The sequence below is a fragment of the Proteus terrae genome (genome assembly GCF_003144325.1).
Taxonomy (GTDB): domain Bacteria; phylum Pseudomonadota; class Gammaproteobacteria; order Enterobacterales; family Enterobacteriaceae; genus Proteus; species Proteus terrae.
The window spans coordinates 81,066-98,256 of sequence record NZ_PENS01000004.1; the positions used below are offsets into that span (position 1 = coordinate 81,066).

Annotated in this window: 14 protein-coding genes; 9 read left to right on the top strand and 5 right to left on the bottom strand. The window is 40.3% G+C overall.

The annotated features are described in order from the left end of the window. Positions 1–133 precede the first annotated feature (133 nt). Together DK857_RS03800 and DK857_RS03805 are read right to left on the bottom strand one after the other, a co-directional pair. Positions 134–1,393 (bottom strand): valine--pyruvate transaminase, encoded by a 1,260-nt coding sequence (locus DK857_RS03800; protein ID WP_109395031.1) that lies wholly within the window; start codon positions 1,391–1,393, stop codon positions 134–136. Between the two features lie 170 nt (positions 1,394–1,563). Continuing rightward, positions 1,564–2,148, bottom strand: coding sequence for a DNA-3-methyladenine glycosylase I (locus DK857_RS03805; RefSeq protein WP_109395032.1), 585 nt, complete (start codon positions 2,146–2,148; stop codon positions 1,564–1,566). Positions 2,149–2,386: 238 nt separating this feature from the next. Here DK857_RS03805 and glyQ point away from each other — a divergent pair, with 238 nt between their 5' ends. Then, positions 2,387–3,292 (top strand): glycine--tRNA ligase subunit alpha, encoded by a 906-nt coding sequence (gene glyQ, locus DK857_RS03810; RefSeq protein WP_004246832.1) that lies wholly within the window; start codon positions 2,387–2,389, stop codon positions 3,290–3,292. A gap of 9 nt (positions 3,293–3,301) precedes the next feature. Next, on the top strand, positions 3,302–5,374 hold the full coding sequence (gene glyS / locus DK857_RS03815; protein WP_109401584.1) for a glycine--tRNA ligase subunit beta: 2,073 nt from the start codon (positions 3,302–3,304) through the stop codon (positions 5,372–5,374). Positions 5,375–5,438: 64 nt separating this feature from the next. Here glyS and DK857_RS03820 read toward each other — a convergent pair whose 3' ends face one another. Next, positions 5,439–5,735, bottom strand: a complete 297-nt coding sequence (locus DK857_RS03820; RefSeq protein ID WP_227003114.1) for a hypothetical protein — start codon at positions 5,733–5,735, stop codon at positions 5,439–5,441. A 105-nt stretch (positions 5,736–5,840) separates the two neighbouring features. Continuing rightward, the gene (locus DK857_RS03825; protein WP_109401585.1) at positions 5,841–7,127 is read right to left on the bottom strand and encodes a DUF3748 domain-containing protein; all 1,287 of its coding nucleotides are present in this window, start codon (positions 7,125–7,127) and stop codon (positions 5,841–5,843) included. Between the two features lie 136 nt (positions 7,128–7,263). On the opposite strand from DK857_RS03825, the gene DK857_RS03830 reads away from it, so the two are divergent. The 6 genes from DK857_RS03830 to recG all read left to right on the top strand — a co-directional run bounded on the left by DK857_RS03830 (position 7,264) and on the right by recG (position 14,114). Further along, positions 7,264–7,881 (top strand): trimeric intracellular cation channel family protein, encoded by a 618-nt coding sequence (locus DK857_RS03830; protein WP_088494339.1) that lies wholly within the window; start codon positions 7,264–7,266, stop codon positions 7,879–7,881. 306 nt (positions 7,882–8,187) lie between these two features. Next, positions 8,188–8,811 carry a guanylate kinase gene (gene gmk / locus DK857_RS03835; RefSeq protein ID WP_109395036.1) on the top strand — a complete coding sequence of 208 codons (624 nt, stop codon included), beginning with the start codon at positions 8,188–8,190 and terminating at the stop codon, positions 8,809–8,811. A 54-nt stretch (positions 8,812–8,865) separates the two neighbouring features. Next, on the top strand, positions 8,866–9,141 hold the full coding sequence (gene rpoZ, locus DK857_RS03840) for a DNA-directed RNA polymerase subunit omega (protein WP_006534607.1): 276 nt from the start codon (positions 8,866–8,868) through the stop codon (positions 9,139–9,141). A 29-nt stretch (positions 9,142–9,170) separates the two neighbouring features. Further along, positions 9,171–11,297: a bifunctional GTP diphosphokinase/guanosine-3',5'-bis pyrophosphate 3'-pyrophosphohydrolase gene (spoT, locus tag DK857_RS03845; RefSeq protein ID WP_075671312.1), complete on the top strand. Its 2,127-nt coding sequence runs from the start codon at positions 9,171–9,173 to the stop codon at positions 11,295–11,297. A gap of 2 nt (positions 11,298–11,299) precedes the next feature. After that, positions 11,300–12,022 (top strand): tRNA (guanosine(18)-2'-O)-methyltransferase TrmH, encoded by a 723-nt coding sequence (gene trmH / locus DK857_RS03850; RefSeq protein ID WP_109401586.1) that lies wholly within the window; start codon positions 11,300–11,302, stop codon positions 12,020–12,022. A 4-nt stretch (positions 12,023–12,026) separates the two neighbouring features. Next, positions 12,027–14,114, top strand: a complete 2,088-nt coding sequence (gene recG / locus DK857_RS03855; protein WP_109401587.1) for an ATP-dependent DNA helicase RecG — start codon at positions 12,027–12,029, stop codon at positions 14,112–14,114. Between the two features lie 166 nt (positions 14,115–14,280). Here the strand turns inward: recG and gltS are convergent, their stop codons facing one another. Then, entirely contained in the window at positions 14,281–15,495 is a 1,215-nt protein-coding gene (gltS, locus tag DK857_RS03860) for a sodium/glutamate symporter (protein WP_036933836.1), read from the bottom strand. A 241-nt stretch (positions 15,496–15,736) separates the two neighbouring features. Between gltS and DK857_RS03865 the strand changes: the two genes are divergently transcribed. Continuing rightward, the gene (locus DK857_RS03865) at positions 15,737–17,128 is read left to right on the top strand and encodes a uracil-xanthine permease family protein (protein WP_109401588.1); all 1,392 of its coding nucleotides are present in this window, start codon (positions 15,737–15,739) and stop codon (positions 17,126–17,128) included. Positions 17,129–17,191: the final 63 nt, after the last annotated feature.

A 17,191-nucleotide genomic window follows, 5' to 3' on the forward strand; every position in this document is an offset into this window, starting at 1 on the left:
AGTTCTCGTGCTAAGAAATTTAGATTGAGACGGATTGCTAAATTTTTAGTAATCAATTTCTTTCCGTCAAACTTATGCTCAAAAGTCCTCGTTATTGTCTTTGCCCCTTCTTCTCGCTGAAGGGGCATTTTTATTAGATATTCACTGGCTGATAGATGTTCTCGATTTCTTCAGCCAGAATTTTTATTCCTTTCTCAATCAACTCAGGCTCAGGTACATAATTCATCCGCATACATTGATGAGCGTGATCCCATGAATCTTCTAATCCTGGAAAGAAGTAATGTCCCGGCACCATTAATACACCACGTTTTTTCAAACGACGATAAAGCTCTTCACAAGAAACAGGTAAATCTTTAAACCAAAGCCATAAAAATATCGCACCTTCCGGCTTATGAATAAGACAACGTTCCTCAGGTAAGTAGCGGCGGATAATATTAATAGTTTCAAGTACTCGTTGATGATAGAAGGGCCCTATCACATCTTGAGATAACCGCATTAAATCATCGCGTTTTAGCATTTCTAATGCCATTGCAGGTCCAATTCCACCAGGTGCAAGACTAATAATGCCGTTAATATTTGTAATGGCTGAAATCAGCTCTTCATTGGCGATAATAATGCCACAGCGTGCACCCGGTAAACCTAACTTGGACAGGCTCATACAAAGGATAGTGTTGTCATTCCAACGAGGTGTTGCTTTAGTGAAAATAATACCCGGAAAAGGAACGCCATAAGCGTTATCTATAATCAGAGGAATATTGTGACGTTTAGCTAAAACCTCTAGCTTTTCAACTTCATCATCAGTAATCACATTACCCGTTGGATTTGTTGGTCTAGAAACACAAATAGCGGCTATGTCATCACCAATCTCAAGATGAGCAAAATCGACATGATATTTAAATTGCCCATTCGGCAACATTTCTATTGTTGGTTTATTCGCAACAAACAGATCTTCTTCTAATCCAGAATCAGTATAACCAATATATTCAGGGGCAATTGGGAAAAGAATTTTACGTTTCTTCCCATCTTTGGTTGTGCCACCTAATAAATTAAATAGATAGAAAAAAGCACTTTGGCTACCATTAGTTAGCGCAATATTTTTTGCCGAAATATTCCAGCCTAGCTTCTGTTTTAAACATGCTGCCAACGCTTGTAACATAGCATCTTTGCCTTGCGGGCCATCATAGTTACAAACTGCATCACTTAATGAGCCATTTTCGGTCATTTCTTTAAGTAATTGGCGAAAATAGTCATCCATTTCAGGAATATGAGCAGGATTCCCACCTCCTAGCATCACAGCACCGGGTGTACGTATTCCTTCATTTAAGTCTTGCATCAAGCGAGCAATGCCTGAGTGCTGAGCAAACTTTTGTCCAAATTGTGATAGTTGAGTCATCTTTGCAGGTATCTTCTATGTTGCTTTCTCGTTAAGAAATACCATACCGCGAGCTTTAATCTGCATCAATAGTTATAATCGAAATGATAGAATAGTAATATTAATATGATTTTAAATATTGAAATATAAAACCAATAACACTCTAGATTAAAGATAACTCAACTCATATTTTACTTTTTATTGGCGTTTTCACTCTCTTCTTGGCGGCAAAAACAAGAGAGAATATGGTCATCAACCATACCAACAGCTTGCATAAAAGCGTAGCAAGTTGTTGTACCAACAAATTTAAAGCCTTTTTTCTTCAACGTTTTTGCCATTTTATCTGAGATTTCAGTGGACGCGGGCACTTGGGAAATATTGGACCACTGATTAATAATGGGTTTATTATCAACAAATTGCCAAATAAACTGACTAAAATCTTCGCCTTGTTCTTCCATTGCCATGAAAATACGGGCGTTATTAATAATGGCGTTAATTTTTCCTTGATGACGAATAATTGCGGGATCTTGCAGTAAGGTTTCAACATCTTTATCTGTCATTGTGGCAATTTTTTCAGGTGAAAAATTAAAAAAACAGCGACGATAACCTTCTCTTTTCTTAAGTACGGTATACCAAGATAACCCAGCTTGTTGACCTTCAAGACAGATCATTTCAAAAAGCTTGTATTTATCTCGTTCAGGTTTACCCCATTCATCATCATGATATGCCAAATATTCAGGATCATTAGTTACCCAATCGCAACGCTGTTTATTCATTTTCTTATTCCTTGTTACCAATAACTTGTAATAGCACCATTTTATATACTGTATAAATATACATGTAAATAGGTGAAAAAAAATTCAATCTAATTCTTTGAGCATAGTCATAAAGTCAATTAAGGGATTATTTTTTTGATCGAGGGAAAATTGCCCGCATTCCTTGCTGTATATCTTTCGTCTAGAAGGTATACTGAAACCTTTCTTTTTATTCTATGTATCGCCATGCGGATATAACATGCAAAAGTTTGATACCAAAACCTTTCAAGGTCTTATCCTGACACTACAGGATTACTGGGCTCGCCAGGGCTGTACCATTGTCCAACCATTAGATATGGAAGTGGGTGCAGGCACATCACACCCAATGACTTGTTTACGTGCATTAGGCCCAGAGCCTATCGCTGCGGCTTATGTACAGCCTTCTCGTCGTCCAACAGACGGACGTTATGGTGAAAACCCTAACCGTTTACAGCACTATTACCAATTCCAAGTTATCATTAAGCCATCACCTGATAATATTCAGGAACTTTATCTTGGCTCATTAAGAGAATTAGGTTTAGACCCAACAATTCATGATATTCGTTTTGTAGAAGATAACTGGGAAAACCCAACTTTAGGTGCTTGGGGCTTAGGCTGGGAAGTTTGGCTCAACGGCATGGAAGTGACGCAGTTTACCTATTTCCAACAAGTAGGTGGATTAGAGTGTAAACCTGTTACGGGTGAAATCACTTACGGCTTAGAACGTCTTGCCATGTATATTCAAGGTGTTGATAGCGTTTATGACTTAGTTTGGTGTGATGGTCCATTAGGTAAAACCACCTATGGCGATATCTATCATCAAAACGAAGTTGAGCAATCAACCTATAACTTTGAATACGCCGACGTAGACTTCCTGTTCTCTTGCTTTGAGCAATATGAAAAAGAAGCTCGTGAGTTGTTAGAGTTAGAAAAACCTCTGCCTTTACCTGCCTATGAACGTATTTTAAAAGCAGGACACACCTTTAACTTATTGGATGCACGTAAAGCTATCTCTGTGACAGAGCGCCAGCGTTATATTTTACGTATCCGTACTTTAACCAAAGCGGTTGCTGAAGCATATTATGCTTCTCGAGAAGCGCTTGGTTTCCCTATGTGTAAAAAGTAAGAGGCTATCATGACAACTGAGACTTTCCTCGTGGAAATCGGCACAGAAGAATTACCGCCGAAAGCGCTTCGTTCTTTAGCCGAATCTTTTGCTGCTAATTTTACTGCTGAACTGGATAACGCCAATATCACTCATGGTGATGTATCTTGGTTTGCAGCTCCTCGCCGTTTAGCTATTAAAGTGGTTAATATGGCGAAATCACAAGCAGATAGAACCATTGAAAAACGTGGCCCTGCAATTGCTCAAGCATTTGACGCTGACGGCAAACCGACAAAAGCAGCTGAAGGTTGGGCAAGAGGTAATGGCATTACAGTTGACCAAGCAGAGCGTTTATCAACAGATAAAGGCGAATGGTTATTTTATCGTGCAGAAGTAAAAGGTGAAGCTGTTAACCAATTACTGATTGGCATGGTAAGCAATGCATTATCAAAATTACCAATTCCAAAATTAATGCGCTGGGGTGATAAGGAAACTCACTTTGTACGCCCTGTTCATACCGTCACTTTATTATTAAGTGATACCGTTATTGATGGTGAAATTTTAGGTATCCAAAGCGATCGCGTTATTCGTGGTCACCGCTTTATGGGTGAAGCTGAATTCTCTATTGATAATGCGGATCAGTATCCTGAAATTCTTTATGAGCGCGGAAAAGTTATCGCTGATTACGAAACGCGTAAATCAATTATTCTTCATGATGCCCGTCTTGCTGCTGAAAAACTTGGCGGTATCGCAGATTTAAGCGATAGCTTAGTCGAAGAAGTCACTTCATTGGTTGAATGGCCTGTTGTGTTAACAGCAAAATTTGAGGAAAAATTCCTTGAAGTTCCTGCTGAAGCGCTAGTTTATACGATGAAAGGTGACCAAAAATATTTCCCTGTTTATGACAAGCAAGGCAAATTATTACCTAACTTTATTTTCGTCACTAATATTGAATCTTCTGATCCACAACAGATCATCAGCGGTAACGAAAAAGTAGTGCGTCCTCGTTTAGCTGATGCGGAGTTTTTCTTCAAAACTGACCGTAAACAACGTTTAGAAGATAACTTACCACGCCTTGAAACCGTATTATTCCAGAAAGATTTAGGCACACTGCGTGATAAAACAGACCGTATTCAAGCATTAGCTGGCTTTATTGCTGGCAAAATGGGGGCTGATGTTAATAAAGCAACTCGCGCAGGTTTACTGTCAAAATGTGACTTAATGACCAATATGGTGTTCGAATTCACAGATACCCAAGGTGTTATGGGTATGCATTATGCGCGTCATGATGGTGAAGCTGAAGAAGTCGCAGTTGCATTGAAAGAACAATATCAGCCTCGTTTCGCGGGTGATGAATTACCTTCTAATCCTGTTGCTAGCGCCCTCGCTATTGCAGAGAAGATGGATACACTTGCGGGTATTTTCGGTATTGGTCAACATCCTAAAGGGGATAAAGACCCATTTGCTCTACGTCGTGCATCACTGGGTGTTTTACGTATTATCGTTGAGCAAGATTTACCGTTAGATATCGAAGAGCTGACACAAGAAGCGGTTCGCCTTTACGGTGACAAACTGACTAATAAAAATGTGGTCAGTGATGTGGTTGAGTTTATGTTAGGTCGTTTCCGTTCTTGGTATCAAGAATTGGGTTACAGCATTGATACTATTCAAGCTGTATTAGCACGTCGTCCAACACAACCTGCTGACTTCAATGCTCGCGTTAAAGCAGTAACTTACTTCCGCACATTAGACGAAGCCTCTGCATTAGCAGAAGCAAATAAGCGTGTTTCTAACATCTTAGCAAAATCCGCTGATGTAAAACTGAATGACACTGTTTTAGCTTCCGTCTTAAAAGCCCCAGAAGAAGTTCAACTAGCGGCTAATCTTTCTGTATTACAAGATAAATTGGCACCATTATTTGCAGAGCGCAAATACCAAGAAGCATTAGTTGAACTGGCCTCATTACGTGATGTGGTCAATAACTTCTTTGACAAAGTCATGGTAATGGATGAAGACGAAGCTGTTCGTATCAACCGTTTAACCATGTTAAGTCAATTGCGTGAACTGTTCTTAAAAGTCGCGGATATTTCTGTTTTACAATAAGTTGTAACCCCCAGAAAACAGAAACCGGCATTGCTTTCACAATGCCGGTTTTTATCAAACATCATTATTTTTTTAGGGGATGATGAACAAGTTCCATAATTCTTATCGACTCTCTATCAATGATATTCACAATAATATGCAGTAAATCATCAATATCCTCCGCATAAAAAGATTCAATCTCCGTTTCTATTTCAATAGGAAAACCATTTATTTTACTAAAACTATAACCAAATAATATAGATCCAGACTCATCACTTACATTTACTTTATCAACATAAATAAGCCTTTCGCTATTAATAAATTTAGGGCAGTAATGATGATTATCTTTAAATAATACCTTAATTTTATTATTAGTGATCACTTCTAGTTTTTCGATAATTATACTTATTTTATTCTCTATTTTATTTTTTATTAAATAAAAAGGTATCTCATTATTTAAGATACCTTATTTATAGACGATAAAACTTTACAACCCAGTCTCTACGGTAAATATCTGGCGATAACCATCAACATCACGCATAAATGCAATATATTGGTCATTTGGAGAGAATACGACAGCATCACTACTTGGTGCCTGTGCTGTTTTTTCTGTTAATCGAGTTAACTCACTCGTTTTCACATTACATAGCATCACGCTATTATCGCAAATAAAGGTGAGATATTGTCCATTACTATTCCACGTAAAGGCTGACTGAATATCCCAATCCTGCGAAGTGATTTTTTTTATCTCTTTCGTACTTGGCGATACGGTATACAACTGCACAATACCGTTATCATCTTTCATTAAGAAAGCGATCGCATCACCTTGTGGGGAACTTCTTAACCAGTGACGAGGCTGATTTAAAACACCGGCATATTTTCTATTTGCTGTATTTGTTAGGCGAACTTGATGAATACCTTTAGCCACTGCTGGCATTGTTGTATCAGTTCCTGCCAATGGTTTATCACCTTCAACACTGAAAGCCTGATTATCATCAGGTAAATCCACTAGGAAAATATCAGCAACTTTATCGCCATTTTCACTCACGGTATCGCCGATAAATGCAATAGCCCAATGTTGCTGTGAACCATCAGTCTTTATATAACCTTGAGTACCAACCCAACACTCTTCATAAGCTTTATTAATTTCGTCGCTTCCCTTTTGTGGGTGAGCAACAGTTTGGCTTACTACAGTGCAAAAATATTCACCGTCATATTCGCGTGGGTGCTTTTTAGCGACATTAACCGCTTTTAGTGGCACTGCAACAGCCACATTACGTTGATCATATTCGCCACCAAGTTCATGCATAATATGATCATTGTAGGTAAAGCTTAAACGCGTACCGTCAGGACTAAAGACGTGAACATGTGTACCGCCACGTAATGCACCGGCTTGATAAGGTGATGTCAACGAACATGCGTCGATATTAAATGCACGATTATTATTTGACTCATCAACAATCACGCCTCGACGATGATGAAAGTCATAATGCCATTCATTATCTGGGTTTTCTGGCCCATGAATAAAGGCGTAACGCACGGGCTCTGTAGGGCTTACTGTTGCAACCCCTACATGTGCCCCTTGTGTTGCTGTGTAAATGATCTGTTGCTGTTTTGTTTTCGCATGAATTTTTTCTATGGTTAGACCTGTAAAAGATCCCCCATTGGGACGTACATCATAGACTAACCACTGGCTATCTGGCGTCCAAACATTTATATTAGTTAGCTGATGATGACGGCTATCAAACGTAATCTGGTGTTCCTGAAAAGACATATTTATCCTTATCGGGAAATAAATTTCCACATTATAAAAACTAATTAATTTTACCTGGCACTAAAAAAATTCAGTCGAGACTTTTTCGCAAGGTAATTATTCTACCCTCACTAAATAGTCAGAAAATTAGAAAATCATGTTACTTAGTGTTCTCTATATTATTGGTATTACTGCAGAAGCCATGACTGGTGCGCTTGCTGCTGGTCGTCGTAAAATGGATGTTTTTGGCGTTATTATTATCGCCTCTGCAACTGCCATTGGTGGTGGCTCTGTCAGAGACATTCTACTCGGCCATTACCCATTAGGTTGGGTAAAACACCCTGAATATATCGTCACTGTTGCATGTGCTGCTGTCATCACCATGTGGGTTGCTCCCATGATGAAACACCTTCAGCGACTCTTTCTTATCTTAGATGCCATTGGTCTAATGGTTTTCTCTATTATCGGTGCACAAATCGCACTCGATATGGACTATGGCCCAATTATTGCTGCTATTGCTGCGGTGATCACGGGCGCGTTTGGTGGTGTATTAAGAGATATGCTTTGTAATACCATTCCTTTGGTTTTCCAAAAAGAAATTTATGCCGGTATCGCTTTTGGTGCCGCGTGGCTTTATATGGGATTACTGTTTTATACACCATTACCAAGAGACGTCATTATCATCATTACCCTAATTGCAGGGTTAACCGCTCGACTTCTCGCTATTCGTTATAAATTGGGCTTACCTGTCTTTAATTACGAGAATCAAGATTAACGAATCGCTGTTTTAACGACAGCGGTTCTTTTTGATTCTGTGGGGTATCTCAAAATATAATCTCTTTTCGCTATTGTGATAAAAGGTAATTCCTATCACTGAGCCTTTAATTATATGTTAATATTGACATAGTTTAATTTTTCTCTTGTTTCTATATTCAGAAAATAGAATGTAATAAGAAAAAAAATGGCCCTGTATTAAACATGGGCACTGTATGTCATTCATTGTATGTGTATACTATATGGGGGATTTGCTCCCTAAACATGTATTTATACTTAATTCTCCAGTCAAATTCAGAAAGTCATCATGATCCAAGGAACACTTTATATTGTTTCCGCTCCAAGCGGTGCGGGTAAATCAAGTCTTATTCAAGCGCTGTTAAAAACACAGCCTTTATATGACACTCAGGTTTCAGTCTCTCATACAACCCGCCCAATGCGACCGGGAGAGAGCCATGGTGAACATTACTTCTTTGTTACTGAAGAAGAATTTAAAAGCATGATAGACAGCGGGGATTTCCTCGAACATGCTTGTGTTTTTGGTAACTATTACGGAACATCCGGCAAAATTATCAAAGAAATCTTAGCCAGTGGTGTAGATGTCTTTTTAGATATCGACTGGCAAGGCGCACAGCAAGTGCGTAAAGCGATGCCAGAAGCTCGCAGTATTTTTATTCTGCCACCGTCAAAAGAAGAGCTTTACCGCCGACTTCGTGGACGTGGGCAAGATAGCGAAGAAGTGATTACAAAACGTATGTCGCAAGCTGTATCGGAAATGGAACATTTTAATGAGTATGATTATTTGCTGATTAATGATGATTTCAATACTGCGCTTGCTGATTTACAATCAATTATTCGTTCAGAAAAATTACGCCTTGATCGTCAAACGCTACGACATGGTGATTTAATCAGCAAATTATTGGCAGACTGAGTTAACTTTCAGTATTATGCCCAGTCATTTCGTTAATGGTGGAGTAACACAAATATGGCACGCGTAACCGTTCAAGACGCTGTAGAGAAAATTGGTAACCGTTTTGACCTCGTTCTGGTCGCAGCACGTCGTGCGCGTCAGTTACAAGTTGGCGCTAAAGATCCTTTAGTTCCAGAAGAAAATGATAAAATGACTGTTGTCGCGCTACGTGAAATCGAAGAAGGCCTGATTAACGGTAAAATTCTTGATGCTCGTGAACGCCAAGAGCAGCAAGAGCAAGAAGCAGCAGAATTACAAGCTGTTTCAGCGATTGCGGAAGGTCGTCGTTAATCGTTTTATAAAATAGGGGTAGGTCTGCCTTGTACCTGTTTGAAAGCCTGAATCAGATCGTTCAAAAATACTTGCCATCGGAGCAAGTTGAACAACTTAAAAAAGCCTTTATCGTCGCCCGAAATGCCCACGAGGGACAAACTCGTTCAAGTGGTGAGCCTTATATTACTCACCCTGTTGCGGTTGCGTGTATCCTCGCAGATATGCGATTAGACCAGCAAACGCTGATGGCGGCGCTGTTGCATGATGTTATCGAAGATACACCTGCAACCTTCCAAGATATCGAAAGCCTCTTTGGTAGTACGGTAGCCGATCTTGTTGAAGGGGTATCTAAACTTGATAAATTGAAGTTTAGAGACAAAAAAGAGGCTCAGGCTGAAAACTTCCGTAAGATGATTATGGCGATGGTAAAAGATATCCGCGTCATTTTGATCAAGCTGGCAGACCGAACTCACAATATGCGCACTCTGGGATCATTACGCCCAGATAAACGTCGCCGTATTGCTCGCGAAACACTCGAAATTTACAGTCCTCTCGCACATCGTTTAGGTATACATCATATCAAAACAGAGCTTGAAGAGCTGGGTTTCGAGGCGCTACATCCTAATCGCTACCGTGTAATCAAAGAAGTCGTTAAAGCAGCTCGAGGCAACCGTAAAGAGATGATTAATAAAATCCTCTCTGAAATTGAAGGACGCCTGACAGAAGCACATATCGAATGCAAAGTTAACGGTCGTGAAAAACACCTTTACTCTATCTATCGGAAAATGTTGTTAAAAGAGCAACGTTTTCACTCGATCATGGATATTTACGCCTTTCGCGTAATCGTGAAAGAAGTCGATACCTGTTATCGCGTTTTAGGTCAAATGCACAGTCTTTATAAACCGCGTCCCGGTCGAGTTAAAGACTATATTGCAATTCCAAAAGCCAACGGCTATCAATCTCTTCATACTTCACTTATTGGCCCTCATGGGGTACCTGTTGAAGTGCAAATTCGTACTGAAGATATGGATCAAATGGCAGAGATGGGAGTTGCTGCACATTGGGCTTATAAAGAGCAAGGTGAGCAACCGGGCACAACTGCACAAGTTAGAGCTCAACGCTGGATGCAAAGTTTACTTGAATTGCAACAAAGTGCGGGTAGCTCATTTGAATTTATTGAGAACGTAAAATCAGATCTTTTTCCTGATGAAATCTACGTTTTCACGCCAGAAGGTCGCATTGTCGAATTACCAACGGGTGCTACTCCTGTCGATTTTGCTTATGCTGTACACACTGATATCGGTCATGCTTGTGTGGGTGCAAGGGTTGATAGGCAACCTTACCCACTATCACAATCGCTACGTACCGGACAAACGGTTGAAATTATTACCGCTCCTGGTGCAAGACCCAATGCGGCTTGGCTAAACTTTGTCGTCAGTTCAAGAGCTCGCTCTAAAATCCGACAACTGCTGAAAAACTTAAAACGTGAAGACTCTATTAATTTAGGTCGTCGTTTACTCAATCACGCATTAGGTGAGCACAAGCTTGCTGACATTTCAGCTGAAAATATTGAGCGTGAATTGAAGCGTATGAAACTTCATTCAATCGACGACTTAATGGCTGAAATTGGTTTAGGTAATACCATGAGCGTTGTTGTTGCGCGTAATTTATTGATTGATAGTCAAAATCAAGATGAAAACGCACAAACAGAAACAACCAATGATGAAACGCCTAAACTCCCAATTAAAGGCGCTGATGGCGTATTAATCTCCTTCGCTAAATGTTGCCGCCCTATTCCGGGTGATCCTATCGTTGCACATATTAGCCCAGGTAAAGGTTTGGTTATTCACCATGAATCTTGTCGTAATATTCGTGGTTACCAAAAAGAGCCTGAAAAATTCATGCCTGTCGAGTGGGATAAAGAGATCAACAGCGATTTCATTACTGAAATTAAAGTCGATATGATCAACCACCAAGGCGCTTTAGCAAACTTAACCGCAGCTATTAACGATGCTAACTCAAGTATTCAAAGTATGAATACAGAAGAGAAAGATGGTCGCGTGTATTGTGCTTTTATTCGCTTAACTGCGAAAGATAGAATTCAATTAGCCAATATCATGCGTAAACTTCGCATCATGCCAGACGTTCTGCGCGTTAGCCGTAATAAAAACTAGTCATGAATTCAATTCGATATGCCCGCATCTGCCAAATGATGGCGATGCGGCAACCTGATCTTACCGTTTGCCTTGAAGAAGTGCATAAATCCCATAATGTTGCAGCCGTTATAAGAACGGCTGATGCTGTAGGCATTCCTAAAATTCATGCTATTTGGCCTGAAGAAAAAATGCGGATGTTAGTTTCCCCCGCAGCAGGAAGTAATAGCTGGGTCAATGTAGAAACTCATCCTACTATCACAGATGCGGTTAACGCCTTTCGTACCCAAGGTATGCAAGTTCTTGCGACTCATCTCTCAGATAAAGCAGTTGATTTTCGTGAGATTGATTACACTCGTCCAACTTGTATTATTATGGGACAAGAAAAAACGGGGATCTCACAAGATGCTATCGCACTTGCAGATCAAGATATTATTGTGCCGATGATGGGAATGGTACAATCGCTGAATGTTTCTGTCGCCAGTGCACTAATTTTATATGAAGCACAACGCCAACGTCAGGCTGCAGGTATGTATAATCGAACAGAGAGCACCTTAACAGAAGAAGAACAACAAATTCTTCTCTTTGAAGGCGGATACCCGGTATTGGCAGAAGTTTCTCGCCGTAAAGGACTGCCTCGCCCTTATATTAATGGTAGCGGTGAAATTGAAGCGCCGGAGTCATGGTGGGCGGAAATGCAAATGACACAAAAACAACTTAGGAAATTAAAAAAGACGGAGTATTGATCCCATGAAAGGAAAACTGCTTGATGCAATCCCCTTAACCACTCTTCACGGCGTAGGTGCAAGTCAGGCAGACAAGCTGGCAAAAATAGGGCTTGTGACTATTGAGGATTTGTTACTCCACCTTCCTTTGCGTTATGAAGATCAAACGCATCTTTATGCTATCAGTGATCTCCTTCCCGGTATTCCTGCCACTGTTTCTGGCGAAATCTTAAGAACTGAAGTCAGTTTTGGTCGGCGTAAAATGATGACCTGCCAAATTTCTGATGGCTCTGGAATTTTAACACTTCGCTTTTTTAACTTTACAGCGGCGATGAAAAATAACCTTGCTCAAGGTAAACAGGTCACAGCTTATGGCGAAGTTAAACGAGGAAGTCGGGGCCCTGAAATTATTCACCCTGAATATAAAATCAAAGTTGCAGGCTCTGAAGTTAAACTGCAAGAAACACTCACTCCCATCTATTCAACGACAGAAGGCTTACGCCAAACATCATTACGTAAATTAATAGAACAAGCATTAGAATTACTTGATACCTGCGCTATTAACGAATTATTACCTGAGCAATTTATTCACGGTTTACCCCCATTAGCCACAGCATTACGTACACTGCATAATCCGCCTCCTGATATCGCTTTTGCTGAACTTGAGAAAGGACAGCATCCTGCGCAAAAAAGGCTAATTATTGAAGAATTGCTGGCTCACAATCTAGGTATGCTCAATGCAAGAGCTGGTGCACAATCTTATCGTGCAGAGCCATTGTTTATGCCAAATACATCAACGTTACGTCAGCAATTTCTCGCCTCTCTCCCCTTTACCCCGACTAATGCACAACAACGTGTCGTCAATGAGATAGAAACAGATTTAGAAAAAGACTATCCAATGATGCGATTGATCCAAGGAGATGTAGGCTCAGGTAAAACGCTAGTTGCCGCATTAAGTGCGTTACGTGCTATTGCTAATGGTAAGCAAGTGGCTTTAATGGCACCAACAGAATTGTTAGCAGAGCAACATGCATTAACCTTTAGAAAATGGTTTGAGCCTTTTGGTATCCAAGTAGGTTGGCTAGCAGGAAAACAGAAAGGGAAAGCCCGCGAAACACAGCAAAATGCCATTGCAAATGGTGAAGTATCGATCATTATTGGAACACATGCGATTTTCCAAGAACAAGTTAAATTTCACTCTCTAGCCTTAGTGATTATTGATGAACAACACCGTTTTGGTGTGCATCAACGCCTTGCCTTATGGAAAAAAGGTGAAGAACAAGGCTTTCACCCTCATCAATTGGTGATGACAGCAACGCCTATCCCACGAACATTAGCGATGACCGCTTATGCTGATATGGACACCTCTATCATCGACGAATTACCGCCGGGGCGTACACCTGTTACTACTGTCGCTATCCCTGATACTCGCCGTAATGACATTATTGAACGCATCAGACTAGCTTGCACAGAAGAGAATCGACAAGCCTATTGGGTATGCACCTTAATTGAAGATTCTGAAGTACTTGAAGCGCAAGCTGCCCAAGTTATCTATGATGAACTTACAATAGCACTCCCTGAAATCAAAGTAGGATTGGTACATGGGCGAATGAAGCCCGCAGAGAAACAAGCTGTAATGGCGGCATTTAAAGAAAATAAGCTCCAACTTTTAGTTGCAACAACAGTGATTGAAGTTGGCGTTGACGTACCTAATGCAAGTTTGATGATCATTGATAACCCAGAACGGTTAGGGCTAGCACAATTACACCAATTACGTGGACGTGTAGGTCGAGGGGCTATCGCCTCTCATTGTGTCTTGTTGTATAAAACGCCACTCACTCAAACAGCGCGTTTGCGATTGCAGGTATTAAGGGATAGCAATGATGGTTTTGTCATTGCACAAAAAGATCTCGAAATTCGTGGCCCTGGTGAGCTTCTAGGTACTAAGCAAACAGGTAATGTACAATTTAAAGTGGCTGATTTATTACGCGATCAGGGACTCATTCCTGAAGTACAACGTATTGCACGTTACCTACATGAACATTACCCTAAGCATTCACAAGCCTTAATCGAACGCTGGTTACCGACTAAAACACAGTATAGCCAAGCATAAGATCATTCTTTGCATCGCCTTAACATGCCGTTAAACTCGATTCAGCGTGATATTGAAATAGAACATCCCATAAAAAAACACCCCAATGCTGAAAACCAACAATGCTGAAAACCAACAATGGGGTGCTATTTAATACAGAGATACTTCTTCAGTGATAACGGTAAAACTATCCTGCTATAGGTGTAAAGAATGGCAATAGTAGATACAGCTTGATCACTATTGCATTCACAATATCAATAAAGAACGCACCAACCATTGGTACGACTAAGAACGCTAGATGAGAAGGCCCAAAACGATCCGTAACGGCTTGCATATTGGCAATTGCCGTTGGTGTTGCCCCTAAACCAAAACCACAGTGACCCGCAGCTAAAACCGCCGCATCGTAATTTTTACCCATTACTCGGAATGTCACAAAAATAGCGTATAGCGCCATGACACCCGCTTGAACGCCAAGGATAACCAACATAGGTATCGCCAGAGATGCAAGCTCCCATAATTTCAAGCTCATTAATGCCATCGCTAAGAATAACGATAAACTTACGTTACCTAAAACGGACACAGCTCTATCAAAAACACGATAGAAACCAAGCATTGACAGGCTATTACTTAAAATAACGCCGATAAACAGGACACACACAAAGGTCGGTAATGAGAATGCAGTACCTTCTAATAATTGAGAAAGGAATGTACCCGCCATTAAACAAATCGCGATCATCGCAATGGTTTCTAACAAGACCATTGACGTGATCATTCTGCCTGTAGTGGGTTTCTCAAACGCTGTTGGCATTTCATGGTCGTCAGCGCCTAATCCTGGCGTTGGAATATTTTTGATTAAGTAGCGCGCAACAGGGCCACCAATCAATCCTCCCAAAACTAAACCAAAGGTTGCACACGCCATCGCTACTTCAGATGCACTCATGAAGCCATAGTTTTCAACAAACGTTTTACCCCAAGCCGCCCCTGTACCATGACCACCCGATAATGTAATCGAGCCTGCAAGTAATCCCATTAATGGATCAAGACCTAACATTTTTGCTAGCGCGATACCAACGGTATTTTGTACTAACAACAACCCAACAACGACAAAGACGAAAATAAAAAGCGCTTTTCCTCCGGCCTTTAAGCTCGCGAGATTTGCGTTTAACCCGATTGTTGCAAAGAAGGCTAGCATTAATGGATCTTTAAGTGACAGATCAAAACTCACTTCCCAATCCATAAAAGATTTGAATGCTAATAGAAGAACTGCAACAAGTAGCCCACCTGCAACAGGTTCTGGGATCGTATACCGTTCTAAAAAAGGAACAGATTTCACTAACTTACGTCCGATCAAGAGAACCAAAGTGGCCGCAACCAGCGTGCCATAAACATCAAGATGATACATTTATGTACCCCGTCTTATTTGTTAATTTTATATAAAAATACTACGACGCTAAGTTCATCCATAAACAACGCCAAAAGCAGGTATCCCCGATTAGAAAAAAAAACGGAGACAAACACAAGTTAAAACATATAAAAATGTGAGCGCCTCTTATGCATTTTGATAACATCATTTTCACGCAAACGATTGCTTTTGTGGCGCAGATCATTAAAATACCGTTTTTGTCGAATAAGAAATTCACACCATGGTTACTTCAGAAAATCAAAATTTGCCTAAAGATAGTGATGTTTCAGTTAAAAAAAATAGCGAGCTTCTTTTTGCTTTAGAAGAAAAACCGCCATTAGCTCAAACGCTTTTTGCCGCATGTCAGCACCTTTTAGCCATGTTTGTCGCAGTTATTACTCCCGCAATTTTAATTTGCCAAGCATTAGGACTACCGGCACACGATACCCAACGCATTATTAGTATGTCTTTATTTGCATCAGGTATTGCCTCTTTAATACAAATTCGAGCTTGGGGACCTATAGGTTCAGGATTGTTATCAATTCAAGGAACAAGCTTTAACTTTGTTGCTCCACTCATTATGGGAGGATTAGCTCTTAAAAATGGTGGTGCAGATATTCCGACAATGATGGCAGCCCTTTTTGGAACCTTAATGGTCGCCTCATTAACAGAAATCGTCCTTTCACGCGTACTTCACCTAGCAAGACGTATCATTACGCCTTTAGTTTCAGGTGTAGTCGTGATGATTATTGGTCTATCATTAATTCAAGTCGGATTAACGTCTATAGGTGGCGGTTATGCTGCTATCGAAAATAATACTTTTGGCTCGCCACAGAACTTATTGTTAGCAAGCTCTGTTCTTATCGTTATTATTTTACTTAATCGACAAAAAAATCCTTACTTACGAGTAGCTTCTTTAGTTATTGCAATGGCAGTGGGTTATGTTCTTGCTTGGGCTTTAGATATGTTACCCACACCCGCAGAACATCAAGAAACACCGCTGATCACGATCCCTGAGCCATTTTATTATGGCCTATCATTTGATTGGAATTTACTTATTCCTTTAATGCTGGTGTTTATGATCACTTCGCTAGAAACCATTGGTGATATCACGGCAACTTCTGATGTTTCAGAGCAGCCCGTCAGTGGTCCCTTATATATGAAGCGCATCAAAGGGGGTGTATTAGCTAATGGAATTAACTCCATGGTTTCAGCATTTTTCAATACCTTCCCAAACTCTTGTTTTGGCCAAAATAATGGTGTGATCCAATTAACAGGTGTTGCTAGCCGCTACGTAGGTTATATTGTTGCAGCAATGCTTGTTATCTTAGGTTTATTTCCATTCGTTGCTGAATTTGTACAAAGAATTCCTGAGCCAGTATTAGGCGGAGCCACATTAGTGATGTTCGGTACAATAGCTGCGTCTGGCGTACGTATTGTTTCTAAAGAAGCATTAAACCGCCGAGCCATCATGATCCTTGCTATTTCACTTGCGGTAGGGTTAGGCGTTTCGCAACAGCCTCAAATATTACAGTTTGCCCCTGATTGGCTAAAAACATTGCTGTCATCAGGTATTGCTGCGGGCGGTTTAACGGCCATTATTTTAAATCTAATTTTCCCACCAGAAAAATAATTATTAATTAGCAATAAACGAGTAAAGCGCTATTTTTGATTATGAAAATAGCGTTTTATTTAT